The sequence below is a fragment of the Pseudomonas sp. R4-34-07 genome (assembly GCF_003852375.1).
Lineage (GTDB): Bacteria > Pseudomonadota > Gammaproteobacteria > Pseudomonadales > Pseudomonadaceae > Aquipseudomonas.
In genome coordinates this window covers 2,704,892-2,729,215 of sequence record NZ_CP027760.1, presented here as the reverse complement: position 1 = coordinate 2,729,215, position 24,324 = coordinate 2,704,892, and the positions used below count along the sequence as shown (strand labels likewise).

Annotated in this window: 21 protein-coding genes; 11 read left to right on the top strand and 10 right to left on the bottom strand. The window is 61.7% G+C overall.

The features are described from left to right. Positions 1-3 precede the first annotated feature (3 nt). From C4J85_RS12430 to iolC, 4 genes are all read right to left on the bottom strand, one after another. On the bottom strand, positions 4-819 hold the full coding sequence (locus C4J85_RS12430; RefSeq protein ID WP_124409748.1) for a TIM barrel protein: 816 nt from the start codon (positions 817-819) through the stop codon (positions 4-6). 26 nt (positions 820-845) lie between these two features. Next, positions 846-1,634, bottom strand: coding sequence for a 5-deoxy-glucuronate isomerase (iolB, locus tag C4J85_RS12425; RefSeq protein WP_124366901.1), 789 nt, complete (start codon positions 1,632-1,634; stop codon positions 846-848). Between the two features lie 2 nt (positions 1,635-1,636). Further along, complete coding sequence (iolE, locus tag C4J85_RS12420; RefSeq protein WP_124409747.1) at positions 1,637-2,524, bottom strand: myo-inosose-2 dehydratase; 888 nt, start codon at positions 2,522-2,524, stop codon at positions 1,637-1,639. A gap of 171 nt (positions 2,525-2,695) precedes the next feature. Continuing rightward, positions 2,696-4,633 carry a 5-dehydro-2-deoxygluconokinase gene (gene iolC / locus C4J85_RS12415; RefSeq protein WP_124409746.1) on the bottom strand — a complete coding sequence of 646 codons (1,938 nt, stop codon included), beginning with the start codon at positions 4,631-4,633 and terminating at the stop codon, positions 2,696-2,698. Here iolC and C4J85_RS12410 point away from each other — a divergent pair. Then, the gene (locus C4J85_RS12410; RefSeq protein WP_124409745.1) at positions 4,632-4,835 is read left to right on the top strand and encodes a hypothetical protein; all 204 of its coding nucleotides are present in this window, start codon (positions 4,632-4,634) and stop codon (positions 4,833-4,835) included. The genes iolC and C4J85_RS12410 overlap by 2 nt on opposite strands. An 82-nt stretch (positions 4,836-4,917) precedes the next feature. Then, positions 4,918-5,826 carry a MurR/RpiR family transcriptional regulator gene (locus tag C4J85_RS12405; RefSeq protein ID WP_124362695.1) on the top strand — a complete coding sequence of 303 codons (909 nt, stop codon included), beginning with the start codon at positions 4,918-4,920 and terminating at the stop codon, positions 5,824-5,826. A 224-nt stretch (positions 5,827-6,050) separates the two neighbouring features. Here C4J85_RS12405 and C4J85_RS12400 read toward each other — a convergent pair whose 3' ends face one another. After that, positions 6,051-6,956 carry a hypothetical protein gene (locus C4J85_RS12400; RefSeq protein WP_124409744.1) on the bottom strand — a complete coding sequence of 302 codons (906 nt, stop codon included), beginning with the start codon at positions 6,954-6,956 and terminating at the stop codon, positions 6,051-6,053. Positions 6,957-7,267: 311 nt separating this feature from the next. Between C4J85_RS12400 and C4J85_RS12395 the strand changes: the two genes are divergently transcribed. Then, complete coding sequence (locus C4J85_RS12395; protein ID WP_122539638.1) at positions 7,268-7,951, top strand: response regulator transcription factor; 684 nt, start codon at positions 7,268-7,270, stop codon at positions 7,949-7,951. Further along, on the top strand, positions 7,929-9,320 hold the full coding sequence (locus tag C4J85_RS12390; protein ID WP_124409743.1) for a HAMP domain-containing sensor histidine kinase: 1,392 nt from the start codon (positions 7,929-7,931) through the stop codon (positions 9,318-9,320). Before C4J85_RS12395 ends, C4J85_RS12390 begins: the two co-directional genes overlap by 23 nt. 150 nt (positions 9,321-9,470) lie before the next feature. Here C4J85_RS12390 and C4J85_RS12385 read toward each other — a convergent pair whose 3' ends face one another. Beyond that, the gene (locus C4J85_RS12385) at positions 9,471-11,072 is read right to left on the bottom strand and encodes a murein L,D-transpeptidase (RefSeq protein WP_124409742.1); all 1,602 of its coding nucleotides are present in this window, start codon (positions 11,070-11,072) and stop codon (positions 9,471-9,473) included. Between the two features lie 39 nt (positions 11,073-11,111). On the opposite strand from C4J85_RS12385, the gene C4J85_RS12380 reads away from it, so the two are divergent. Further along, a complete protein-coding gene (locus C4J85_RS12380; RefSeq protein WP_124409741.1) occupies positions 11,112-11,840 on the top strand; it encodes a murein L,D-transpeptidase catalytic domain family protein in 729 nt (242 codons plus the stop codon). A 30-nt stretch (positions 11,841-11,870) separates the two neighbouring features. Next, positions 11,871-12,617, top strand: a complete 747-nt coding sequence (locus tag C4J85_RS12375) for a creatininase family protein (protein ID WP_124407090.1) — start codon at positions 11,871-11,873, stop codon at positions 12,615-12,617. A gap of 128 nt (positions 12,618-12,745) precedes the next feature. Here the strand turns inward: C4J85_RS12375 and C4J85_RS12370 are convergent, their stop codons facing one another. Together C4J85_RS12370 and C4J85_RS12365 are read right to left on the bottom strand one after the other, a co-directional pair. Continuing rightward, entirely contained in the window at positions 12,746-13,087 is a 342-nt protein-coding gene (locus C4J85_RS12370; RefSeq protein WP_124404065.1) for a hypothetical protein, read from the bottom strand. A 44-nt stretch (positions 13,088-13,131) separates the two neighbouring features. Then, positions 13,132-13,776, bottom strand: coding sequence for an ATPase (locus C4J85_RS12365; protein WP_124409740.1), 645 nt, complete (start codon positions 13,774-13,776; stop codon positions 13,132-13,134). Between the two features lie 144 nt (positions 13,777-13,920). Here C4J85_RS12365 and C4J85_RS12360 point away from each other — a divergent pair, with 144 nt between their 5' ends. Together C4J85_RS12360 and C4J85_RS12355 are read left to right on the top strand one after the other, a co-directional pair. After that, positions 13,921-14,193, top strand: a complete 273-nt coding sequence (locus C4J85_RS12360) for a hypothetical protein (RefSeq protein ID WP_124362687.1) — start codon at positions 13,921-13,923, stop codon at positions 14,191-14,193. Positions 14,194-14,384: 191 nt separating this feature from the next. Further along, the gene (locus tag C4J85_RS12355) at positions 14,385-15,539 is read left to right on the top strand and encodes a DUF1624 domain-containing protein (RefSeq protein ID WP_124409739.1); all 1,155 of its coding nucleotides are present in this window, start codon (positions 14,385-14,387) and stop codon (positions 15,537-15,539) included. Positions 15,540-15,548: 9 nt separating this feature from the next. On the opposite strand, the gene C4J85_RS12350 is transcribed toward C4J85_RS12355, so the two are convergent. After that, positions 15,549-16,178 (bottom strand): DNA-3-methyladenine glycosylase I, encoded by a 630-nt coding sequence (locus tag C4J85_RS12350; protein ID WP_124407087.1) that lies wholly within the window; start codon positions 16,176-16,178, stop codon positions 15,549-15,551. A 231-nt stretch (positions 16,179-16,409) separates the two neighbouring features. Here C4J85_RS12350 and C4J85_RS12345 point away from each other — a divergent pair, with 231 nt between their 5' ends. From C4J85_RS12345 to C4J85_RS12335, 3 genes are all read left to right on the top strand, one after another. Then, a complete protein-coding gene (locus C4J85_RS12345) occupies positions 16,410-17,720 on the top strand; it encodes a C4-dicarboxylate transporter DctA (RefSeq protein WP_124362683.1) in 1,311 nt (436 codons plus the stop codon). A 126-nt stretch (positions 17,721-17,846) separates the two neighbouring features. Continuing rightward, entirely contained in the window at positions 17,847-18,548 is a 702-nt protein-coding gene (locus C4J85_RS12340) for a FadR/GntR family transcriptional regulator (protein WP_124366891.1), read from the top strand. Positions 18,549-18,565: 17 nt separating this feature from the next. After that, entirely contained in the window at positions 18,566-19,252 is a 687-nt protein-coding gene (locus C4J85_RS12335; protein ID WP_124409738.1) for a GntR family transcriptional regulator, read from the top strand. 165 nt (positions 19,253-19,417) lie between these two features. Here the strand turns inward: C4J85_RS12335 and C4J85_RS12330 are convergent, their stop codons facing one another. Continuing rightward, a complete protein-coding gene (locus C4J85_RS12330) occupies positions 19,418-24,286 on the bottom strand; it encodes an NAD-glutamate dehydrogenase (protein WP_124409737.1) in 4,869 nt (1,622 codons plus the stop codon). Positions 24,287-24,324: the final 38 nt, after the last annotated feature.

Below are 24,324 nucleotides of genomic sequence, written 5' to 3'. Positions count from 1 at the left end.
CCCTTAACGTTTTTGCAGGTGGGCGATGCTTGCCCCCAAGGCCTGCTGGATATCCGCCAACTCATGCACGCTTGTGGCAAACGGCTCGAACGACAGGTAGCCGCTGTAGCCAGTGCTGAGCAAGGTGTCGATCTGCGCGGCGTTACCGAGGATGTCGCCCTCGCCCACCAGTACGCGGTGGCCGTCGCGGATCGAATTGAGCGGCGCCTCGGCATCTTCCACGCCGGAGATGTGCACCAGCCCGGTCAGCTCAGGGAAGAACTCGTGCTCGCCGGCCAAGTGATGATGGAAGGTGTCGTGCACCAGGCGGAACACATCCAGGCCGCCGATGGACTGGATCGCGTCCACCGCTACGCGCTTGCGGCGCATGGCGCATTCTTCGAAGCCCAGCGGTTCGATAAAACCGAGAATCCCGTGCTCGCGCAGGATCGGCGCCAACTCGCTCAACGCCGTGCGCAAACCGGCGGCGCGCTGGGCTTCGTTGCGGGTGTCGCCCGGCTCGTTGAACGGGCACATCACCAGGCCTTGCGCGCCACATTCCCGGGCATAGGTGGCCAGCTCGATCGCTTGGGCCCGGCGCTCGTCGTTCCACACATCAAAGGGGTATAGCGCGTTGATCGACAGCACCGTGATGCCCTGGGCCGCGCACAATTGGCGCACGCGGCTGGCCGGGGCGCCGTATTCGATCTGGCGGTCCTTGAGGTCATTGCGGATCTCGATGGCGTCGCACTTCAAGGCCACGGCCAACTGGATGAAATCCGGCAGGGACAGGTTGGGCGCGACCATGCGGTTAAGGGCAAAACGTAACGGCGACTTCATTGTTGTTGTTCTCCGTGCAAAACCGTTCAGAGGTCCAGCAGCCAACTGTGCTGCGGGTCGTTATGGAAGTGCCAGGCGCGCTTGGGGCCGGCCATGACGTTCAGGTAATACGACTCGTAGCCGTACGGCACGCTGACCGGGTGATAGCCCTTGGGCACCACCACAAGGTCACTGTTTTCCACGGCCATGGCCTGGTCGATACTGCGATCGTCGGTGTACACCCGCTGGAACACGAAGCCCTGGGGCGGGTTGACCTGGTGGTAGTAGGTCTCCTCCAGAAAGCTCTGGTGCGGCAGGTCATCGGTGTCGTGCTTGTGCGGCGGGTAGCTCGACGAATGCCCGGACGGCGTGCGCACTTCCACCACCAGCAGCGAATGGGCCGGCTCGCTGTCGGGCAGGATGTCGCACACGTAGCGGGTGTTGGCGCCCTTGCCACGCACGCTGCGCTTGCACTGCTCCGGGCGGATCAGGCGCGGTGTGTAACCGCTGGCACCGGGCGCGGCGCAGACAGCGATCTGCACGTCACTCAAGGCGCTGACCTGGGCCTGGGTGCCGGGCGGCAGGTAGGCGGCGAACGGGGATTTGTCCTCGAATACCGATTGACGGTCCCCCAGGTTCTGCCAGTCGAAGCCCTCGCCTTCGATATTCACCCGGCCGCTGAGCAGCACCAGGCACAGCTCTTTATCGCCGGCGCTGACCGGCAGGGTTTCGCCCAGGCTCAGGCGATAAGCGCTAAAACCCACATACTCCAGGCGCCCGGCTTCCAGGGCGACCATGGTCTGCCCACGTTTATTGCTCTTGACCAGCAAGCTCATGGTTAAGTCCTCTCGTTGAGCAGCGCACGCAAGGTGTCATAGCCCTTTTTTGCATAGATGTAGCTGGGCGCCACGGCCGGGTCCTGCTCGGCCTCGACCACCAGCCAGCCCGCGTAGTTGGCGGCCAACAACACATCGAGCAATTCGGCAAAGTCGATATCGCCATCGCCGGGTACGGTGAAGGTGCCGTTGACGATGCAGTCGGGAAAGCTCCACATCTGGTTGCGCGCCAGTTGCACCACGGGTTTGCGCACGTCCTTGAAATGCACATGGCAGATGCGCGCGATGTGTTTGCGCAGCACCTCAAGGGGTTCGCCGCCGCCCATGTAGCAGTGGCCCGAATCGAACAGCAGGCCGACTTCCGGGCCGGTGCGTGCCATCAGTTGATCGATATCTTCGGGAGATTCGACATAGGCGCCCATATGGTGGTGGTAAGCCAGGCGCACGCCCTGGGACAGGGTGAAGCGCGCCAGTTCAGTGAGTTTGTCGGCGTAGGCCTGCCACGCCTGTTCGCTGTGAAAACGCGGGCGTTCGATCAAACGGATGCGCGAGCCCTGGATCGAATCGGCCACTTCGCCATACACCAATACGCTCGCGCCGTTCTGTTTGAGCAACTCGACGTGGCCGGCGATGGCCTCGATTTCTTCAGCCACCGAACGCCGCGCCAGGCGGCTGGAATACCAGCCGGACACCAGCGCCAGGTCGTAGGGACGCAGTACGTCGGCGACACCTTTGGCGTCCTTGGGGAATTTGCCGTTGAGTTCAAAACCTTCGTAGCCGATTTCCTTGCCTTCGCTCAAGGCGGTGCTCAGCGGCGTTTCACCGCCGAGGGCCGGCAGGTCGTCGTTGCTCCAGGAGATCGGGTTGATGCCAATTCGGATTGCGGGCATGGCTGCACCTTTATTGTTTTCAGGTATCACTGAGATCTGCTTTCTGCTTTATGTGGGAGGGGGCTTGCTCCCGATAGCGGAGTGTCAGGCAACACTTCTGTAACTGAACTATCGCTATCGGGAGCAAGCCCCCTCCCACATTGGAATTGCATTGCACATTTAGACCTGTGATCAGGTTCGGGCACTGCGCCAGGCGTTGATGAGCTGTTCGAACGTGGCCTGGACTTGCTGAATCAGAACCTCATCATCGATCTCTCCCGCCATCCACGCGCGGCTCGGTTCCTGGAAGATCGTGCGGCCCACGGCAAACCCTCGGCAGGTTGTACTCTGGCTGGCTTGCCGGAAGCCATCGGCGAGGCATTCGGCCGAGGCGTTCAGGCCCAACAGCACCACGCCCCGGCAGTACGGGTCACGTTCTTCGATCAGTTCGTCGAGCTTTTTCCAGTCCTCGGCCGATTGCGCCTCGATCTTCCACCACGCCGGGTAGATGCCCAGGTTGTACAGGCGCTTGAGGCTGCGGTAGAGCACGTCAGGATAGGTCGAGGGGTGATCCTTGGGCGGGATGACCTCCAGCAGCAGTTCATGCCCGCTGACAATCGACGCCTCGTACACCGCCTTGAGCTGCGCTTCCTGTTCCAGGCGCAGCAGCGGCGCGTCATCGGGATGAAATTGCACCAGGCACTTGATGATCTGTTCCTGAGGCCAGGCGATCAGGTTGCTGCCGATGGAGCGGCCATGCTCGAACGCCAAGGGCCGCGAGTTCTGCACTTCCACCGGGCGGGCGATCCACCAGCCGCGGCCGCTGGCCGCGTTGAGCGCGTCCTGGCCGAAGCGCTGGTCGGCGAGCAGGCCGACATCGGCTTCAATGCCTTGATCAGCCAGTTTTTTCTCGACGCGTTCGATGGCCTGAATAAACAGTTGCTTGGCATCACTGATGCGCGCCAGATCCTGGCCGCCGCGTTGAGCCAGGTCCACCAGCTGCCAGCGGTGGTCGAAGGCGAACACGAACAGTTGCTTCCAGGTTTTGCGCGGCACGCTGACGCGATGCAGGCGTTGCAGGGTCGCGTCCTGGTCCGGCCGGGTAATCGGCACCGGGCTGTTGAACAGGTATTCCAACTCGACAGGTGTGGGCATGGCCGGCGCGCAGGCGTGGCGCGACACCACCAGGCCGCCGCAGGCATTGGCCAACTGGCTGCAACGCTCATCGGTTGCGTCGTTGAGCCAGCCACTGAGGAAGCCCGACATAAACGCATCGCCGGCGCCCAACACATTGAGCACTTCCACGCGCACGCCGGGGTAGATCGCCCCGTCTTCCAGGCGCTCCGGGATAGCGCCATGGATCACCGTGCAGCCCTGTGGGCCGAGCTTGACCACCAGGGTGGCGGGGGTCAGTTCACGCACTTTGCGCAGTGCGGTGAGCAAGTCTTGACTGCCGCCGGCGATCAGGAATTCTTCTTCGGTGCCGACGATCAGGTCGAAGCGCGGCAGGATCTTCTGTACATGCTCGCTGACCTGCTGGTCGGCGACGAAACGGGTCTCGCCATCAGCCTTGCCGGCCAAGCCCCACAATACCGGGCGGTAATCGATGTCGAGCACGCGCTTGACGTTGTGCCGGGCCGCGTAATCCAGCGCCTGAATGCTGGCCTTGTACGCTCCGTCGGTAGAGAAATGCGTGCCGGTGATCAGCAGCGCCTTGCTGGAAGCAATGAAGGCTTCGCTGATGTCTTCGGCGCGCAGGGCCATGTCGGCGCAGTTTTCGCGGTAGAACACCAAGGGGAAGGTTTCACGGTCCTTGAGGCCAAGCAGCACCAGGGCGGTGAGGCGTTCCGGATCGACCTTGACCGCGCTGACGTCGCAGCCTTCACGGGCCAGGGATTCCAGGAGGAAGCGGCCCATGTGGTCGTCGCCCACGCGGCTGAGCATGGCCGACTTGAGCCCCAGCCGTGCGGTGCCGAAGGCGATATTGGCGGAAGAACCGCCGAGGTATTTGGCGAAGCTGGTCACATCCTCAAGCCGCGCCCCCACTTGCTGCGCATAGAGGTCGACGCCCAGGCGTCCGAGGCAAATCAGATCCAATTGACGCCCACTGGCAAAACGAGTCTGGCCCATGCTGGCTCCTGTTATTTTTATCAGCCTGCGTTGTGCCGCCGTGGCGACGGCAAACGCTCTTGGTGGGAGCAGACTAGAACGTCCGGCGGCCGCAATCAATATTTATTCCATAATTATTTTTAGTGGAATATTTTTTCCAATAAGCCAGCATAATGCTGCGGCAGCCGTCGTGCATCGTTTCAGCAGCCCAAGCGGGCCGTGATGCCGAGGTATTTTTTTGCGCCTACCCTGTAGACTTGCGCCACCCATCAGCGCACCAGACGAACACGCCAGAAGGATTGCCCATGTCCCGCACCGATCCCGAGACCCACCTGGAAGATACGATCGCCAGCCCTCCGATCAATGCCGAACGCCTGTTGCAGCTGATCACCGACGAATACGAAAGCCTGCCGCGCCAACTCAAGCGCATCGCCAGCTACATGAGCCAGCAGAGCGACCGGATCATGGTCGACCGCATCAGCGACATCGCCCGTGAATGCGAAGTGCACCCCTCGGCCATCGTGCGCTTCTCCCAGCGGTTCGGTTTCAGCGGGTTCAGTGAGATGCAGGCGCTGTTTCGCGAGGCGTACACCCACAAGACCACACCGGTGCAGAACTACCAGCAACGCATCCGCAGCATGATCGCCAACAAGTCGCAGAAGGCCAGCGGCGGCGATCTGGCGCGTGAATGCGTCAACGCGACGCTGTCCGGCATCGAACGCCTGGGGATGGAACTCGACGACGTGGCCTTCGACAAGGCCGTCGACCTGGTGGTGAATGCCGACAATATCTATGTGGTCGGTGTGCGCCGCTCATTCGCGGTGGCCGACTACCTGGTTTACAACCTGCAGCACACCAACAAACGCATTCACCTGATCTCGGGCCTGGGCGGCAGCTACCGCGAACAGATGCGCAGCGTGCGCGCCAATGACTTGGTCATCGCCATCAGCTTCACGCCCTACGGCAAAGAGACCCAGCACTGCCTGCGCATCGCCCAGCACCATCAGGCCAAGACCCTGATCATCACCGACAGCAACCTGTCGCCCCTGGCCAAGCGGGCAAACGCGGTGTTGTTGGTCAATGAAGGCTCGTCGTTCGCCTTCCGCTCACTGAGCGCAACGTTGTGCCTGTGCCAGGCATTGTTCATTGCGGTGGCGTATCGCTTGGAACTGAAGGTGGATGAGATTCACGAGCAGGTAGGGTTCGACGACTGAAGCGGGCTCACCGCAAACCAAATGTGGGAGGGGGCTTGCTCCCGATGGCGGTGTGTCAGTCACTTGCAATATCGACTGTTCCACCGCTATCGGGAGCAAGCCCCCTCCCACATGGGACCGAGTAATGCTCGGGTTTAGTGCATGAAAATTGCGATCAGGATGATCAACGGAATTGGAATGCCGAGGAACCACAGCAGTAATGAGCGCATCATGTTCTCCTTGAATTAACGAACGTAGGTTTCGGTTTCGACGTACACCACAGCATCGCGGCGGCGACCGCCGAAGGTGGCGGCGAAGCTGGCGAAGAACGCGCCGATCAGCAGGGCAACGAAGGTCCACAGCGACGTATAGGCAGCCACTTTGGCGGCCGTGTCAGCGGCTTGCTTGGCTTTGACCTTGGCATCTTCGATGGCTTTGCGGGCATCGCCATACACTTTGTCGATACGCGCTTCGGCATCGGCCTGGCTGAGGTTGGTGCGCTGGCTGATCAACTGGGCCAGGTAGGTACGGTCTTCCGGCGCCAGTTGGCCATCATTGCTCAGGGTACGAGCGAAGATGCGACCGACCACGGCATGTGCGGCGTCATCGCTGACAGCTGCAGGGCGGTCGTCGCGGAACAGGCTGTCGACGTAGTAGCCAAAATCACCGCTGTGTGCGCCTTTTGCTGCGTTGCCGGCGGCTTGAGTCATGCTGCTGGCGGCACCCGAGGCAACGCTGGCACCGGCTTTGACGCCGCCGCTGACCACACTGCTGACCGAACCGACCACCAGCATCGCGGTAATCAGCGTCGCAACTGCCCAGGCCAGGAACCCGTGGGCCGTGTCGCGAAAGTACACTTCATCGCCATGCATGTTGGCCCACTTCACGCGCAACCGGCCGGCAATGTAACCGCCCAGGCCCGACGCGACGATTTGGGTGAAAGCCAGCCAGACAATCGTGGAAATGCCAATCCCCTTGGCACTCATGCCGCTATCGGCCCACGGCGACACCGCCGAAAAACCCAGGCCGAAGCCCAGCAGCACCAGGATCAGGGACAGCGCAGCCGCCGCAGCGGCACCAGCAAAAATCGCCCCCCAGGAAACCCCGGAGAGCGCGCTCGACTCTTGCAGCGTGGATGAGGATGTGATCATTGTTGTTTTGCTCCAGGCATGAAAAATAGTGTTACAAGTCTCAAAAAGGACAGTGCAGGCAGCATGCCAGTGCAAACAAAAAATAAAATCCTTATATTTCAGCAAGTTAACTAAATTGAACTTCCTAAAGTCATGCAAGTTGCAAGAATTGCCTATAGAGAGCGGGCGTTATGCATTCCCTGTGGGAGAGGGCCCCTCCCACACTGGAATAGGTCACAATTTTGGGTAGATGAAGTTTTATTTAGGAAACATTCAGCAACTTCTTGGCAAAATGTCCGCACTTCTAGTGTGAACGCTCACCAGGTAATCCTATGACCCGCATTTTGACCATCGAGGATGACGCCGTAACGGCCCGCGAGATCGTCGCCGAGCTGAGTAGCCATGGACTGGACGTAGACTGGGTGGACAATGGCCGCGAAGGCCTGGTCCGTGCTGTGAGTGGTGATTACGATCTGATCACCCTCGACCGCATGCTGCCCGAGCTGGATGGCCTGGCCATCGTCACCACCCTGCGCACTATCGGGGTGTCCACGCCGATCCTGATGATCAGCGCCCTCTCCGATGTCGACGAACGCGTGCGCGGCCTGCGCGCCGGCGGCGATGACTACCTGACCAAACCCTTCGCGTCCGATGAAATGGCCGCCCGCGTCGAGGTGCTGCTGCGGCGTAAAAGCACGGTCAAGGAATTCGAAACCGCGCTGCGCGTGGCCGACCTTGAATTGAACCTGATCAGCCGCGAAGCCAGCCGCGCCGAGCAGCCGCTGAGCCTGCTGCCCACCGAGTACAAGTTGCTGGAATTTCTGATGCGCAACACCGGGCAGATCCTGTCGCGGATGATGATCTTCGAAGAAGTCTGGGGGTATCACTTCGACCCCGGCACCAACCTGATCGACGTGCACATCGGTCGCCTGCGCAAGAAAATCGACCCACCGGGCCTGCCGCCGTTGATCCGCACGGTACGAGGCTCGGGCTATGTCATTGCTGAACCCCTCTAAAGGCTGGCGCTCTTCCAGCAGCCGCTTGCTGGCGCTGTACAGCTCGCTGTTCGTGGCATGGAGCTGCATCCTCATGGGGGTGCTGTATTACGAAGTGTCCGGGTATCTGAGTGACCTGTCGCGCCATTCGCTGATGCAGCGCCAGCATTTGTTCCAGCATTTCGACGGTGAAGAACTGGTGGATGCGCTGACCACCAGCATGACCTTCGACATGAAGGGCGTGGATGCCTATGGCCTGTTCGACCAGCAGTTTCGGCCCTTGAGCGGGCCGATCCGCGCGGTGCCGCCCGACCTGCCCCTGGATGGCAAGATCCACGCCCTGGCCAATTGCGTTGACTCCGATGACCCGAAACTGCCCAAGGACAGCTGCGACGCCGTGGCCACCCACACCGAAGATGGCCGCTGGCTGGTGCTGGTGCGCGCCAACGGTTCGTTGTTCGGCGTAACCCGGATTATCTGGCATGCCTTGCTGTGGGCAGTGTCATTGACCATCATCCCCGGCGCCGCCGGCTGGCACCTGTTGCGCCGTCGTCCGCTGCGCCGCATTCGCGGGATCCAGGCCAGCGCCGAAGCCATCGTCGCCGGCGACTTGACGCACCGCCTGCCCCTGTCCGACCGGCGCGATGAACTGGACATGCTCGCGGCCATCGTCAACGCCATGCTCGACCGTATCGAGAAGCTGATGAACGAGGTCAAGGGCGTGTGCGACAACATCGCCCACGATTTGCGCACCCCGCTGACGCGCCTGCGTGCGCAGCTTTACAGAATCAAGCAACAAGCGGAGGAAGACTCGGCCCATGCGCTGCAACTGGATGACGCGATTGCCGAGACCGACACGCTGATGGCGCGTTTTCGCGGATTACTGCGCATTTCGGAACTGGAAGACCACCAGCGTCGCTCGGGTTTCTTGCTGATGGACCCACTGCCGCTGCTGCGCGAACTGCACGACTTCTACCTGCCCCTGGCCGAAGAAGGTGAGTTGGAACTGGTGCTGCAGACCCCGGATTCGCTGCCCTGGATTACCGGCGACCGCGCCCTGTTGTTCGAAGCCCTGGCCAACCTGCTGAGCAACTCGATCAAGTTCACCCCACCCGAGGGCAAAGTGATCCTGCGCGCGGTCAATGACCTGGGCAGCACACGGATCGAAGTCCTCGATTCCGGACCGGGCATTCCGGCCGCCGAACGCGCTTCGGTGTTCCAGCGCTTTTATCGGGTCGATGAAAGTGATCAGCAAGGCGGGTTCGGCCTGGGCCTGTCGATTGTGGCGGCGATCATCAACCTGCACGGCTTCAGGCTGGACGTCGGCACCAGCGAACTGGGCGGCGCACGGTTGCTGCTGGAATGCCGCCAGCAACTGATGCCTGAATAATTAACTGAATGAATACAGATCCAATGTGGGAGGGGGCTTGCCCCCGATGACGGTGTGTCAGCTACAGATGAGCTGACTGACATACCGCAATCGGGGGCAAGCCCCCTCCCACACAAGCCCTCTCCCACATGGGTACCGGGCCATTCAGTTCTACAGCACAGTCCCCATCGCCTTTATCAACACCGGGTCGCGGGCATAGATATCCGGCGCATATACCAGGCTGCCCTGGCGATCCACTTCCACGGTCCAGTACCCCAACAGAACCGGTACCGGCGTGGCCAGCCTGAACTCATGGGTCACGCCGGTCGCCAGCAATTCATCGGTGCGCGTGCGTTCAGCCGGGCTGACCAGCAGGTCGCGCAGTAACAACGGTTGCTCAACGCGCACACACCCCGAACTGAACGCCCGCGGCCCCTTGGTAAACAGCGGCTGGCTTGGCGTGTCATGCAGGTACACCGAATAGGGGTTGGGAAAGCGCATCACGATCTTGCCCAACGGATTACGCGGCCCCGCCTCCTGGCGCAGCAAGATGTTGCCGGGGCGCGTCCAGTCGACCTGATCCGGCGTCAGCGGGTGGCCTTCGGCGTCGAGCACTTGCAGGTTCTGCTGGCGCAGATATTCCGGGTTGAGGCGGATCGCAGGCAGCTTGTCCTCGCGCATGATGGTGGGCGGAATGGTCCAGGTGGGGTTGAGGGTCAACCGCGTGATACGCGACTTGAGCAGCGGCGTCTGGCGCTCGGCGCGGCCAACTTGCAGGCGGGTTTGCCACACCGGGATACCGCTCTGGTACACGCTCAATTGCGCGGCGGCGACGTTGACCACCACGCCTTCGGGCTCCAGGTCCTGGGCCAGCCAGCGGAACCGCTCGAGGTTGATACGCAGTTGATCGCGACGCACCGCCGGGCTGATATTCAGTTCAGCCACGGTGCCGGCGCCGATCACGCCGTCAGCCTGCAAGGAATGGCTGAGCTGGAAGGCCTTGACCGCAGCGACCAGTTCGGGGCGGTATTGCTTGGCGCTGCCCTTGGGTTCCTGGGTCAAGTAACCGCCGCTGTAGAGCCGACGCGCCAATTCCGGCACCCGTGGGTCTTCCATGCCGGGGCGCAACAGCGGGCCGTCGCCGACCGCCTCCCAATGCGGCAACGGCTGTTGGCGCACGCTGGAATAGGCGTTACGCAGGCTGCGATACAAGTCCGCGCTGGGCCGTGCCTGATCGAACGCCTGGGCCATGTCCTGCAGGCCGGTGGCGGCGAAGGCAAGCAACGCGGTGTTTGGATCGACGGCCGGCGGCTGGGCATGCCACAGCGGTTCGAAGCGTGACTGCTGCAGGCGTCCGTAGTGCAAATCCTGCAGGGCTTGCAGGTACTGCTGGCTGACCGCGATGTCGCTGCACAGCACGTTGGCCGTGGCATCCGCGCTGGGCAAGCTATAGTGAGTGGGGTCCAGGCCGTCATCGGCCAGCATCGACAGCTGGCTGTGCAAGGCTTGCCGGCGCGCGTCATCCGACCACAGCGGCGTGTCGCCCTGCTGCTGGTAAAAAGCTTGCAGACGCAATTGCGCGCTGGGGTCGATACGCGGTGCGAGTTGGGGGCAGACGCTGGGCAACTGCGCCAGGGCCTGTTGCAGCGGCGCCAGGTCAACCGGTGCAGGCGTCGTGACCGGCAGCGGTTCCAGCGGCAGCGTTTCGGCTGTGGCGACCAGTGGTGTAACGAGCAGGCAAATGCTCAAGTAACATGCGTGTTTTTTGAACAATTGACTTAGCTCCACTCCACAGCGGGGACTCGACTGTAGATGCTGACTTTTATCCGCCGGCTCGGCATCACCAAACTGGGCTTGATCACTGGGGGCCTGGCGTTACTGAGCAATGTTGCGCTCGCCGCCAATGGCTCCCCTCCTTCTTTGTATAGCAGCCTGGCGCGCTCGGCTCCAGAACTCAATCCCATCGTGCTGAAAAGTGCCTTGAACGCGGTGCAGTGTGCGGTCAGTAATGGCGAGGACCGTTCCGATCGCCTGGCGGTGATCGATTACTCCCAACCCTCGACCGCCCGTCGGCTGTGGATCTTCGACCTGCGCAAAAAGACCTTGGTCCTGCGCGACCTGGTGGCTCACGGTGCCAAGTCCGGGGAAAATTTCGCCACCCAGTTTTCCAATCTCGAAGGCAGCCATCAGTCCAGCCTGGGCCTATTCCGCACCCAGGAAAGTTACCTCGGCACCCATGGCTACTCGCTGCGCATGGATGGCCTGGAGCCCGGTTTCAATGACCTGGCCCGCGACCGCGCCATCGTGATTCACGCTGCCGACTATGTCAGCCCGTTGTGGAGCAAGCGCGAAGGCCGGATCGGCCGCAGCCAGGGCTGCCCGGCGGTGCGCCCGCAAGTTGCCCGCCAAGTGGTGGACAAGCTCAAGGACGGGCAGTTCATGTTCTCATGGTACCCCGACCAGCGCTGGTTGAAGTCGTCGACCTATCTCAATTGCAAACCCCAACAAGTGGCGAGTAGTCGTACAATCCGTGGCGGATAGCCTGTCCCCACCGATAAGAGAGAGCGTCGCATGCTTCTACATAAATCCACCTGGATCGAGATCGGGCAGTTTCTGGAGCGCAGCCGCACGGTGGTGATCCCCATCGGCTCCAACGAACAGCACGGCCCCACCGGCCTGCTGGGCACCGACTGGATGTGCCCGGAGATCATCGCCGTCGAGGCGCAGAAGAATGCCGACATCCTGGTCGGCCCCACCTTCAATATCGGCATGGCCCAGCACCACCTGGGCTTTCCCGGCACCATCTCGCTGCGCCCTTCCACCTTTATCGCCGCGATTGGCGACTGGGTGCGCTCGCTGGCCGGGCATGGTTTCGACAAGATCCTGTTCCTGAACGGGCACGGCGGCAATATCGCTACCATCGAAGCGGCGTTTTCCGAGCTCTATGCCGAAGCCAGCTATGCCCGCCGCCCGGCCGGCTTCGCGCTGAAGCTGGTCAACTGGTGGGACCTGGAGGGCGTCACCGACCTGGCGCAGCGCCAGTTCCCGGTGGGCCATGGCAGCCACGCGACGCCTTCGGAGATTGCCGTGACGCAATGGGCCTACCCGGACTCGATCAAGTCAGCCGATTACGCGCCGAAAATCGCCAACACCGGCCCGATCCGCGAGGCACTGGACTTCCGCGCCCGCTTCCCCGACGGGCGCATGGGCTCGGACCCGGCATTGGCGACGGTGGAGAAAGGCGGTGAATTGGTGGCGTTGGCAGCGCAAGGGCTGGTCAAGACCGTGAACAGCTTCAGCAACGAAGCAAAGCCCTGAATCGAACGCCATCCAAATGTGGGAGGGGGCTTGCTCCCGATAGCGGTGGGTCAGCTACAGTTTTGCTGACTGACACACCGCCATCGGGAGCAAGCCCCCTCCCACATTTGGGTCAGTGTGATCCTGGGTTACTGGCAATCCTGCGCCGCCTGCTCGAGCCGCGACGGCTTGAGTGCCGAAGCCAGGGGCTTGCGCTCATACAGGAACACCTTGGTGCCGTCCTGGGATTTGTAGGCTTCCAGCACATCATCGGCCGCGACCTTGCTGGTCAACAGCACCTTGGCGTGGCGCGAGTTCTGGGTCACGGTCGAGGTGATGCCGTGCTTTTCAAGCTTGGGCAAGACGCATTGCACATAGCCTTCAGGGGTCTTGGTGGTTTGCAGGGTCAGCGAGGGGGCATTGGGCGCCGTGATACAACCGGTCAGCAGCAGGGAAGCAAAGGCCAGAGCCGGGGCGAAAAAAGAGCGCATAAACATTCCTGAAAATAACAGATAGGTTTGCATCGGCCCGCGTATCAACCGGCGCGGACCAAGGCTTTTAGCGACGCATCGAACTGCTTCAAGGCATCTTGTTGTACATCTCGCTGCTGCTCGATCTGCGCGGCGATCTCGAGTGCTGACTTGTCATGCACCCACACCGACGGCACCTGCTTATCCACCGAGCCTTCGGCCTTGGCGATGTATTGCAGGTCGGCGTCATAGAACCGCGCGGTAAAGCGCGCCTCGACCACGTCATTACGCGGTGTCAGCAGCTGGCTATGGGTATCGAGCACCACCACCACGTCCGGATGCGCCTGCACCAAGTCATCCAGGCTGGCATAGACCGTGACCGAGACAAATGTGCCTTGCAGCGAGTGCATCAGCCAGTCGATGGCCAGTTCCGGATCGGAGCTGTTGACGAACGCCTCGCGAATGCGTGCATCCAGGGCATCCTTGGCGCCATTGAGCGCCATGGCGTGGTAGCGCTCGAGGTAGCTGAGGTTGTCGCGTGTGTTTTCGCTGTACAACACCCCCACCGACTGCGCGCGCTGCAGGGAGTCTACGCTAGCGGCGAGTGGCAGCAAATGGCCTGTACGCAGCTCATCGGCAATCGCCGGGTTGGCCAGCACCGCAGTGCCGAGCATCAGGGTCATCAAAGCCAGCTGGATTATTGTCCTCATCGCGCAGTTCCTTGAGCAGCGTTTCGATGAAGCGAATTCTGCGCTTTTGCCATAAAAACAGAACTTGTGATCCTTGATGGTGACTATCATTTGAACCGATAGTGTCAGGCAGCCCAGTTCCATAAAACCTATAAGGACCACGCCATGAAGCCGCACCAGAAAACCTTCGACCGCATCCGCGAAGCCGTATTGCCGGAGTTTCGCGAGCGGGTCGCCGATTACCTGGTCGAATATGAAAATGTGCTGCTGAACGAGGCCAGTGGCGCCGACGAACAAGCCTCCAGTGCCCAGCAGCTGCGTGGCTACCTGCGCGGCTTGAATACCACGCGCGTGCTGGGCATGGCGGACTGGGAAGACCTGGACCGGCGCGTCGCGCAAATCAACGAAAGTGCTACACCCCAAGGCGTGGCTGGTTGACCCACGCCTGCACCGACGGCCTTTGCCACTGACGCCGCGCGTACGCCACCCGCTGCGTCAGTGACAACTCCCTGGCGGAAATTATAGGCGCTCGCATCCAAGGCTGATTTCGCGCCCTGCGCAACGCGGCAAAGTGCGGCTTAATGTTATAGGATAACGCTTTTTTTCCGCCCAGCCTTGTGAACCGCCTCATGCCTGACGCTGTTGCGCTACGCCCACGCCTGCTTTCCATCGACGCCCTGCGCGGCCTGGTGATCCTGTTCATGTTGCTCGACCATGTGCGCGAAACCTTCCTGCTGCACCGCCAGGTGGGCGACCCGATGAGCATCGACACGACCGAGCCGGCGCTGTTTTTCAGCCGTACCCTCGCTCATTTGTGCGCGCCGGTGTTTGTGCTGCTCACCGGTTTGTCGGCCTGGCTATATGGGCAGAAATACCAGGGCCGGCGCGCGGTGTCGGCATTTTTGTTCAAGCGGGGTCTGTTTCTGGTGGTGTTGGAGTTCACGCTGGTCAACTTTGCCTGGACCTTCCAGTTGCCGCCCAGTGTGATTTACCTGCAGGTGATCTGGGCGATTGGCGTGAGCATGCTCGCCCTCGCCGCGCTGGTGTGGTTACCGCGCCCGTTGCTGATCACCCTGGCGCTGGCGATCATCGCCGGGCATAACCTGCTCGATGGCGTGCATTTCGCGCCCGGATCGGCCTTGCAGGTTGCCTGGTCGATCCTGCATGAGCGCAGTTGGATCGAGGTGTCCGATACCCTGCGCCTGCGCGTGACGTACCCGGTGCTGCCGTGGATCGGCGTGATCGCCCTGGGCTACGGCCTCGGCCCATGGTTTGCGAATGACGTGCTGCCCGCCGTGCGCCAGCGTTATTTGCTGCTGGCGGGTGCCGGTGCGTTGCTGGGTTTTGTGCTGTTGCGGGCGGCCAACGGCTATGGCGAAAAACCTTGGCAGGCCTATGACAGCGGCGTGCAGACATTGATGAGCTTTTTCAACATCACCAAATACCCGCCTTCGCTGTTGTTCCTGGCGCTGACGCTGGGCGTCGGCCTGCTATTGCTGCTGGCGTTCGAACGGGCCGGGCAGAAACGCTGGATCAGCATCCTTGCGGTATTTGGCGCGGCGCCGATGTTCTTTTATCTGTTGCACCTGTATGTGCTCAAACTGTTGTATGTCGCTGCCATCGCGTTGTTTGGGTTGAATCACGGCAATTACTTCGGTTTCGACAGCATGGGCGCCGTGTGGTTGGCGGCGTTCGCCTTGCCCCTGGCGTTGTATGTACCGGTGCGCTGGTTTGCCGGGCTTAAGGCGCGGCGCAGGGATATCACTTGGCTCAAATATTTTTGAGGCAATGACTCAGGGTCGTTCGAATTGGCGGCGTAGCGCTTCGATTTGCTCACGGCGAACGCAACCCTGCAGATGATCATTGACCATCCCCATCGCCTGCATCAACGCATACATCGTGGTCGGTCCGACAAAGGTCCAGCCACGTTTCTTCAGCGCCTTGGACAATCGCACCGAAGCCGGTGACGTCGGGTTGGCCGTCCAGTACGCCATGTCCACCAGCGCCGGGCGCTCCTCGGGGTCGGGCTCGAAAGACCACACCCAGCGCGCCAGGGAACCGGTCTCGCTGACCAGCTCACAGGCGCGGCGCGCATTGTTGATCGTGGACAGGATCTTCGCCCGGTTACGCACGATACCGGGGTCGTTCATCAAGCGTTCGATCTGCGCCTCGCCGTACTGCGCGACCTTGTGAAAATCAAAGCCGTCGAATGCCTGCCGAAACTGCTCGCGTTTGCGCAAGATGGTGATCCACGCCATACCCGCCTGAAAACCTTCCAGGCAAATCTTCTCGTACAACTGGTTGTCATCCGCCACCGGCACGCCCCACTCGTGGTCGTGGTACTGCGGGTATTGCGGCGCGGCGTTGCGCCACGCGCAGTGGGTGCGCCCGGTTTCGTCCGTTGTCAGCCCTGATGGGTCCATTTATCACCTCGCATGCCGAGCGCGGATGATACGCAAAAAAATTTGCGCCCCGTCAACCGCTCAAGCATCGCGGTTGCAGGCCGACCGGTCAGACCGGCACCGCTCAGTCGCCGAATATTTGCTTGTGGTTTGAAAAAAACCGCGCGTAGACTGGCCGCGCACTGGACTTACCGGTAAGACCACAACAATTAAGCCCTGGAACCACCAGGGCACCGAATAGAGATCCTTCCCATGCTCAGATGGTGCTCGCGTTCGATTTTCCTGCAAGTCGTGATTGGCCTGATGCTCGGCGTCATTTGCGGCCTGGCCCTTCCCGAATTCTCCTCGCAACTCAAACCCCTGGGTGATGGCTTTATCAAGCTGATCAAAATGCTGATCGGCCTGATCGTGTTCTGCGTAGTGGTCAGCGGCATTTCCGGCGCCGGCGACTTGAAAAAAGTCGGGCGCATCGGCTTGAAGTCAGTGATCTACTTTGAAGTGCTGACCACCGTCGCCCTGGTGCTCGGCCTGATCATGGCCTTCAGCACCGGCATCGGCAGCGGCGCGAATATTCATCTGGAGCAACTGTCATCCGCCGGCCTGAATGAACTGGCCGACAAGGGCCAGCACATTCGCGGCACCAGCCAGTTCCTGATGGACCTGATTCCCAACTCGGTGATCGGTGCCTTTGCCGAGAATAACGTGCTGCAGGTGCTGTTGTTTTCCGTGCTGTTCGGCAGCGCGCTGAACCTGGTGGGTGAAGCGGCTTCCGGCATCTCGCGGCTGATCAATGAATTGAGCCATGTGATCTTTCGCATCATGGGCATGATCGTGCGCCTGGCGCCGATTGGTGTGTTCGGCGCAATCGCCTTCACCACCAGCACCTACGGCCTGGACTCCCTGCAACACCTGGGCAGCCTGGTGGGCCTGTTCTACCTGACTTGCTTTGCCTTCGTCGGGCTGATCCTGGGCCTGGTGATGCGCCTTTCCGGGCTGCGCATGCTGCCGCTGCTCAAGTACCTGCGCGAAGAACTGCTGATCGTGATGGGCACGGCTTCTTCCGACGCGGTGCTGCCGCAGATCATGCGCAAGCTGGAGCATCTGGGCATCGGCAGCTCCACCGTTGGCCTGGTGATTCCTACCGGCTACTCCTTCAACCTGGATGGTTTTTCGATCTACCTGACCCTGGCCATCGTGTTTATCGCCAACGCCACCGGCACCCCGCTGTCGATGACCGACCTGCTGACCATCCTGCTGGTCTCGTTGATCACCTCCAAAGGCGCCCACGGTATTCCGGGCTCGGCGCTGGTGATTCTGGCGGCAACGCTTACGGCGATCCCGGCGATTCCGGTGGTCGGCCTGGTGCTGGTCCTGGCGGTGGACTGGTTCATGGGGATTGGCCGCGCCTTGACTAACCTGATCGGCAACTGCGTCGCTACCGTGGCGATTGCGCGCTGGGAAAAAGATATTGATATCCAGCGTGCCAACAAGGTGCTGGACGGCCAGCAAGGGTATGCCTTCCAGGCGAAGAAGCCGGTGGTGCCGGCGCATCAGGAATTTTGAAGGCGACACAGGCCAATCTGGGAGGGATTCTGTGACTGACACACTGCTATCGGGGGCAAGCCCCCTCCCACATTTGCCCAGTGTCAGCCTGACAATCGTATTCGCAACATTAAAGGAGATAACGACGTGATCAGCACCTCGACCGTCGTCAATTCAGTTGTAGAAAAACTGCGCGCTGCCCTGGCGCGCGGCCAGTGGCGGCGTGGGGAAATGCTGCCCGGCCAGCGTGAACTGGCCGAACAGATGGGCATCAGCCGCCCGAGCCTGCGTGAAGCGGTGATTGTGCTGGAAACCCTCGGCCTGGTGCGCTCCATGCCCGGCAAAGGCGTGGTGGTGCTGGAAACCAGCGTCAGCGGGTCGCAGTCGAGCGACGCGGTGGCGGATGCCAGCCTGGAAGACATTCTGCAACTGCGCTACACCCTCGAGCCCTTCATCGTCGGCCTGGTCGCCCAGTCCATCAGCAGCAAGGAAATTGGCCAACTGCGCCTGACCCTGATGGACATGCGCGAAGCCCTCGATGCCGACGATGCCGAAGCCGGCATGAACGCCTATATCGGCTTTCACGAAGAACTGTTCGCCCTGACCTCCAACCCGATCTTCCAGAACGTGGTGCAACAAACCAGCAACGCGCTCAAGCAAAGCGCCCAGGTGCTGCGCAATTCCCCAGAACACCTGGCCGAGCGCCTGCGCGAGAACGAGGCGGTGGTGCGGGCCATCCGTAACAAGAACAGCGCCCTGGCCAGCGCCGAAATGCGTCGGCACATCCTGCAGGAAGGCCTGCGCATGGGCATTCGCTTGAACATCCCGGACGACCATCTGGGCAGTTGATATTCTGGAGACCGGCCATGAACGCTCACGCGCTGCAACGCGACCCCCTCCTCCCCGCACTGCGGCTGGTAGCGGGCAAAAAGCCCTCGGTGGATGACATCTACCCACGCCTGTTCGATGCGATCCTTGAGCAGCGCATCGCCCCGGCCAGCCGCTTTACCGAAGAAAGCCTGGGTGAAACCTTTGGGGTGAGCCGCAGTGTGATTCGTCGGGTGCTGGCCAAATTGTCCCACCAGCAAGTGATCATCCTGCGCCCCCACCACCGCGCCCAAGTGGCGGCGCCGGATGCACACCAGACGCGGCAGATCCTCGAAGCGCGGCGCCTGACGGAAATCACCGTGGTGCAACTGGTGTGCACCCAGGCCACCGGTGCACAGCTACGTCAGCTACGGGAATTGATCAGCCGCGAACGCGACTGCATCGAGCGTGACCAGCGCGGGCCGGCGCTACGTTTGTCGGGGGAGTTTCACCTGTTGTTGGCCGCCATCGCAGGCAATGGCCCGCTGGCCCAGTTCCTCAACAGCCTGGTGCCGTTGACGTCGTTGGTGATTGCCCAATATGAAGCGAAAGCCTGCACGTATTGCGCGTGGCAGGAGCATGTAGCGATTGTGGATGCGATCGAGCAGCGCGACATAAGCGCTGCGGTGGGCTTGATGACCCAGCACCTGGATCACCTGGAAAGCAAATTACTCAAACACCCTTGAGCTGATCGTTCCCTCGCTCTGCGTGGGAATGCCGCTGGGGACGCTCCGCGTCCCGACTGAGAGCGGGCGACGCGGAGCGTCATGGGAGGCATTCCCACGCAGAGCGTGGGAACGATCAGTGTGGGAGGGAGCAAGCCCCCTCCCACATGGGGTACTACCCAAGCATCACGCCGGCTGCATCACCGACTGACCGCTCAACGCCAGGTCCAGCAACTCACGGTTGGCCACCGCATACATGGCGTAGTCCGTGCCGACCGCTGCACGAATTTCCACCATCATTGCGCGCCAGCGATCAGCCATATCCTGGTGCTGCTCAAGCCACAGGGCCACGCGGGCTTCCATGTCTTGTGGCGCGTCGGCCATTTGCAGTACCGAAATGGTGATCGCCCGTTGCTGCCAGTCCACGTCGTCGCGGAAGGCTTCGCGGGCCTGGGCCTGCCAGTTGTTGGCCACCGGCAGATCGCTGATTTGCTGCAGGTACCACGGCAGGTCCAGGGCGCTGCCGACGGCGAAGTAGGCCTTGGCCACTTCGGCGGCGTCATGCCCGGTCACGTCGGCGGCTTCGATGATCGGCAGCAGGGTGTACAGGTGGGTCGTGCCTGCAACCATGCGCGCCAACAACTCCGGAACGCCGGCCTGAGTGTAGGCCTGATAACGGTTCTGCCAGCCTTCACGGGTCGGGCCTTCCAGCAGTTCGTCGAGCTTGAGGCCCAGCGCCGCCAGGTGCGGACCGAAATGCGCGGTATCACGCCCGGCGTCCTGCTCGTTGCGACGGCTGCGCAGGAACCAGCGCGTGGCGCGACGGCCCAGGCGCATCAGCTCATCCATCAGCTCCAGTTGCACATCGGCGGACACCTGGTGATCCAGGGCTTCAATCTGACGGAACCAGTGCGGCAGGTGGAAGATGTCGCGCACGATCACATAGGCGCCAGCCACGTTCGCCGGGCTCATGCCGGTCGACTCTTTGAGCCGTTGAACGAAGGTGATGCCCATGTGGTTGACCAGGTCGTTGGCGATCTGGGTGCTGACGATCTCGCGCTTGAGGCGGTGACGACGCATCGCCTCGGAGAACTTGGCCACCAGGCTCGGCGGGAACGCGGTCTCCATGTCACGGGTCAGGTACTCGTCATCCGGTACCTGGGACTTGAGCAGCGCTTCCTTGAGGTCGATCTTGCTGTAGGAAATCAACACCGACAGCTCCGGACGCGTCAGGCCCTTGCCCTCCGCGGCGCGCTCGGCGAGCTGCTCCTCGGTCGGCAGGTACTCGATGGCGCGGTCAAGCTTGCCACGGCCTTCCAGGTCGCTCATCAGGCGCTTGTACTCGGCGGCACGCTCGTAAGCCTTGCGCGCGGCCAGGGACAGGGCCTGGGTCTGCTTGTAGTTGTTGCCCAACACCAGGCTGCCGACTTCGTCGGTCATGCTCGCCAGCAACTGGTTGCGCTGCTTGTCGGTCATGTCGCCGGCCTGCACCACTTCGTTGAGCAGGATCTTGATGTTCACTTCGTGGTCGGAGCAGTCCACGCCACCGGCGTTGTCGATGAAATCGGTGTTGGAACCGCCGCCATTGAGGCCGAATTCCACACGACCCAGCTGGGTCATACCCAGGTTACCGCCCTCGCCCACCACCTTGCAGCGCAACTCGTTGCCGTTGACGCGCAGCGCGTCGTTGGCCTTGTCGCCCACATCCGCGTGGCTCTCGGTGCTGGCCTTGACGTAGGTACCGATACCGCCGTTCCACAACAGGTCCACCGGTGCCTTGAGCAAGGCGTTGAGCAGTTCGGTCGGGGTCAGCTTGTCGGCCTTGATGTCAAAGCGTTCTTTCATCTGTGGCGAGATGGCAATGCTCTTCGCGCTGCGCGAGAAGATACCGCCGCCTTCGGACATGATGCTGGTGTCATAGTCGGTCCAGGCCGAACGCGGCAGTTCGAACAGGCGCTGGCGCTCGACGAAGCTGGTTGCCGGGTTCGGGTTCGGGTCGATGAAAATGTGCAGGTGGTTGAAGGCCGCGACCAGTTGCAGCTTGTCGGACATCAGCAAGCCGTTACCGAACACGTCACCGGCCATGTCGCCGACGCCCACCACGGTGATGCTGTCTTCCTGCACATTGATGCCGCGCTCACGGAAGTGACGCTGCACGCCGACCCACGCGCCCTTGGCGGTGATGCCCATTTTCTTGTGGTCGTAACCGGCCGAACCGCCGGAGGCGAACGCGTCGCCCAGCCAGAAGCCGTAGTCGATGGCGATGCCGTTGGCGATGTCGGAGAAGGTCGCAGTGCCCTTGTCCGCCGCCACCACCAGGTACGGGTCATCGTCGTCATGGCGCACGACATTGGCCGGCGGTACCAGGGCGCCGTCTTTCAGGTTGTCGGTGATGTCCAACAGGCCGGAAATGAAGATGCGGTAGCAGGCGATGCCCTCGGCCGCGATCTCGTCACGGCTGCCACCCAACGGCAGACGACGCGGCAGGAAGCCGCCCTTGGCGCCCACTGGCACGATCACCGAGTTCTTCACTTGCTGGGCTTTTACCAGGCCGAGCACTTCGGTACGGAAGTCTTCTTCACGGTCGGACCAGCGCAGGCCGCCACGGGCCACGTTGCCAAAGCGCAGGTGCACGCCTTCGACGCGTGGCGAGTAGACGAAGATTTCAAACTTCGGCACCGGCTTGGGCAGCTCGGGGATCGCATGGGGGTTGAACTTGAAGCTGAAGTACGACTTGTTCTGGCCGTTGGCGTCAGACTGGTAGAAGTTGGTGCGCAGGGTGGCCTTGATCAGGTCGAGGTAGCGACGCAGGATGCGGTCTTCGTTGAGCACCTGAACGTCGTCCAGGGCGCTGAGGATCGCTTGTTCCAGGCGTTGCTGCTTGTCTTCCAGGTCATCGGCGGTGAGCTTGCGCGCCAGATAGAAGCGGGTCTTGAACAACCGGGTCAACTCGCGGGCGATGTCGGTGTGGTTGTTCAGGGTGCTGGCGATGTAGCCGAGGTCGAAGCCCAGGCGGATCTGCTTCAGGTAACGGGCGTAAGCGCGCAGCAGCGCCACGTCACGCCATGGCAGGCCGGCGGTGAGCACCAGGCGGTTGAACGCATCGTTCTCGGCATCGCCGTGGACGATATGCACGAACGCGTCCTGCAGGGTGTCGTTGAGCTGCTGGATATCCAGGTTCACGCCTTCGGCGGCGATGAACGCGAAATCATGGATCCAGAACTCACGGCCATTGGCGTGGCGCAGGCGATACGGGAACTCACCCAGCACGCGCAGGCCGAGGTTCTCCAGGATCGGCAGCACGTCGGACAGCGCCAGCGGGGTGTCGGCGTGATACAGCTTGCAATGCAGCTCGCGCTGACCGGAAACCTGGCCCAGCGGCTGATAGAAGCTCATCACCAGCGGGTTGGCTTCGGTGAGGCTGAGCAGATGCTGCATGTCGACCACGGCCGAGTGGGCGGCGAAACGCTCGCGGTAGCCGGCCGGAAAACCTTTCGGGAAGTCCGCCAGCACATTGGTGCCGTGGGCTTCGCCGAAGCTTTCTACCACCAGGCTGGCGTAGTCGTCCTGCCAGCTGCGGCAGGCCTGCACCACTTCTTTCTCCAGCTGCAGCGGGTCGATGTCCAGGCGGTTCTTCGGGTCAACCCGCAGGATCAACTGCACACGGGCCAGCACGGATTCGGAGAAGAAGGTCCAGAATTCGCAGTCCGAGGCTTTCAGGCGATCCATCAGCACTTGCTGGATTTTCTGGCGCACTTCGGTGGAATAGATGTCACGCGGCACGTAGGCCAGGCAGTAGCAGAAACGGCCGTACGGGTCTTTGCGCAGGAATACGCGGATCTTGTTGCGTTCCTGGATCTGCACGATCGACATCACCGTGCTGAACAGCTCATCGACCGGGGTCTGGAACAGGTCGTCACGCGGCAGTACTTCCACCACCTGGGCCAGTTCTTTACCCAGGTGCGCCTTGGCCTGGAAGCCCGAGCGGCGCTCGATTTCCGCGACCTTGCGGCGGATGTAAGGGATCACCCGCACGCTTTCGCCGTACACCGAGGAGGTATACAGGCCCATGAAGCGGTGTTCCTTGATGACCTTGCCTTCGGCGCTGATCTCGCGGATCGACACGTAGTCCGGATAAGCCGGGCGGTGCACACGGCTGGGGTGTGCAGCCTTGGCGAACGACAGCACGGTCGGTTCGCGCAGGTAGGCCACGGCGTAGTCTTCGATGCGCAGGTCTTCGGCGGTGAGGCCGGCGCGCAGCAGTTTGGTCAGACCGAGGAAAGAGCTGGCGTCATATTCGATATGACCGCCGTCCGCCTCGTCACGTACCACGAACTCTTCGTAGCCAAGGAAGGTGAAATGGTTGCCCACCAGCCATTCGAGGAAGTTTTTGATCTCGGCTTTTTCTTCGCCGTCGATCACGAACGCGCTGGCGTCGACACCAGCCAGCAGGTCCTGGACCTTGGCTTTCATCGGCTCGAAATCGGCCACGGCCACGCGCACTTCGCCCAGCACCTGCTCGAGCTCTTTGCTCAACACATTCAATTCGGCGGCGTTGGCGCAGCGGTCGATCTCCAGGTACATCAGCGACTCTTGCAGGATGCCTTCGCCCTGGGTGCCCTTGGGCAGGATTTCCAGCAGCTCGCCCTTGCTGCCACGGCGCACGCTGAGCACGGTGGTTTGCAGGGTGTGGATGCTGTAGCCACGGCGGTTGAGCTCGGTACGTACCGAGTCCACCAGAAATGGCAGGTCATGGTGCAGCACTTCGACCGCGGTGTGGGTCGACTGCCAGCCATGACGTTCATAATCGGGGTTGTAGACCCGCACTTGCGGTTGGGTGTGGTCGAAGCGCTCAAGCAGGCGCCAGGCAGACAGGGTGCAACCGGCCAGGTCGGAAAGGCGACGCTGGGTCAGTTCGTCCAGGGAAATGATGCCGAAGAATTGCTCAGCGAACAGCGCCACTTGTGGCAGTGCCTGTTCACTGATGTGCTGCGCCAGTGCCGCTTGCAGTTGGTGCTGGAAGTCGGCCTTGCTGGCTGCGGTGAAGAACGCCATCTGTGGTACTCCGCTTGGGCTTGTTATTGATGGAAGCG

Bases quoted from the DNA above. Each gene is read 5' to 3' on its own strand.
- C4J85_RS12375 (WP_124407090.1), top strand. From the start codon at position 11,871: ATGCTTCTACATAAATCCACCTGGATCGAGATCGGGCAGTTTCTGGAG.
- C4J85_RS12350 (WP_124407087.1), bottom strand. From the start codon at position 16,178: ATGGACCCATCAGGGCTGACAACGGACGAAACCGGGCGCACCCACTGC.
- C4J85_RS12365 (WP_124409740.1), bottom strand. From the start codon at position 13,776: ATGAGGACAATAATCCAGCTGGCTTTGATGACCCTGATGCTCGGCACT.
- iolC (WP_124409746.1), bottom strand. From the start codon at position 4,633: ATGGGCCAGACTCGTTTTGCCAGTGGGCGTCAATTGGATCTGATTTGC.
- C4J85_RS12400 (WP_124409744.1), bottom strand. From the start codon at position 6,956: ATGATCACATCCTCATCCACGCTGCAAGAGTCGAGCGCGCTCTCCGGG.
- C4J85_RS12410 (WP_124409745.1), top strand. From the start codon at position 4,632: ATGCTGGCTCCTGTTATTTTTATCAGCCTGCGTTGTGCCGCCGTGGCG.
- C4J85_RS12360 (WP_124362687.1), top strand. From the start codon at position 13,921: ATGAAGCCGCACCAGAAAACCTTCGACCGCATCCGCGAAGCCGTATTG.
- C4J85_RS12335 (WP_124409738.1), top strand. From the start codon at position 18,566: ATGAACGCTCACGCGCTGCAACGCGACCCCCTCCTCCCCGCACTGCGG.
- C4J85_RS12370 (WP_124404065.1), bottom strand. From the start codon at position 13,087: ATGCGCTCTTTTTTCGCCCCGGCTCTGGCCTTTGCTTCCCTGCTGCTG.
- C4J85_RS12380 (WP_124409741.1), top strand. From the start codon at position 11,112: ATGCTGACTTTTATCCGCCGGCTCGGCATCACCAAACTGGGCTTGATC.
- iolB (WP_124366901.1), bottom strand. From the start codon at position 1,634: ATGAGCTTGCTGGTCAAGAGCAATAAACGTGGGCAGACCATGGTCGCC.
- C4J85_RS12390 (WP_124409743.1), top strand. From the start codon at position 7,929: ATGTCATTGCTGAACCCCTCTAAAGGCTGGCGCTCTTCCAGCAGCCGC.
- C4J85_RS12345 (WP_124362683.1), top strand. From the start codon at position 16,410: ATGCTCAGATGGTGCTCGCGTTCGATTTTCCTGCAAGTCGTGATTGGC.
- C4J85_RS12405 (WP_124362695.1), top strand. From the start codon at position 4,918: ATGTCCCGCACCGATCCCGAGACCCACCTGGAAGATACGATCGCCAGC.
- C4J85_RS12330 (WP_124409737.1), bottom strand. From the start codon at position 24,286: ATGGCGTTCTTCACCGCAGCCAGCAAGGCCGACTTCCAGCACCAACTG.
- C4J85_RS12355 (WP_124409739.1), top strand. From the start codon at position 14,385: ATGCCTGACGCTGTTGCGCTACGCCCACGCCTGCTTTCCATCGACGCC.
- C4J85_RS12395 (WP_122539638.1), top strand. From the start codon at position 7,268: ATGACCCGCATTTTGACCATCGAGGATGACGCCGTAACGGCCCGCGAG.
- iolE (WP_124409747.1), bottom strand. From the start codon at position 2,524: ATGCCCGCAATCCGAATTGGCATCAACCCGATCTCCTGGAGCAACGAC.
- C4J85_RS12430 (WP_124409748.1), bottom strand. From the start codon at position 819: ATGAAGTCGCCGTTACGTTTTGCCCTTAACCGCATGGTCGCGCCCAAC.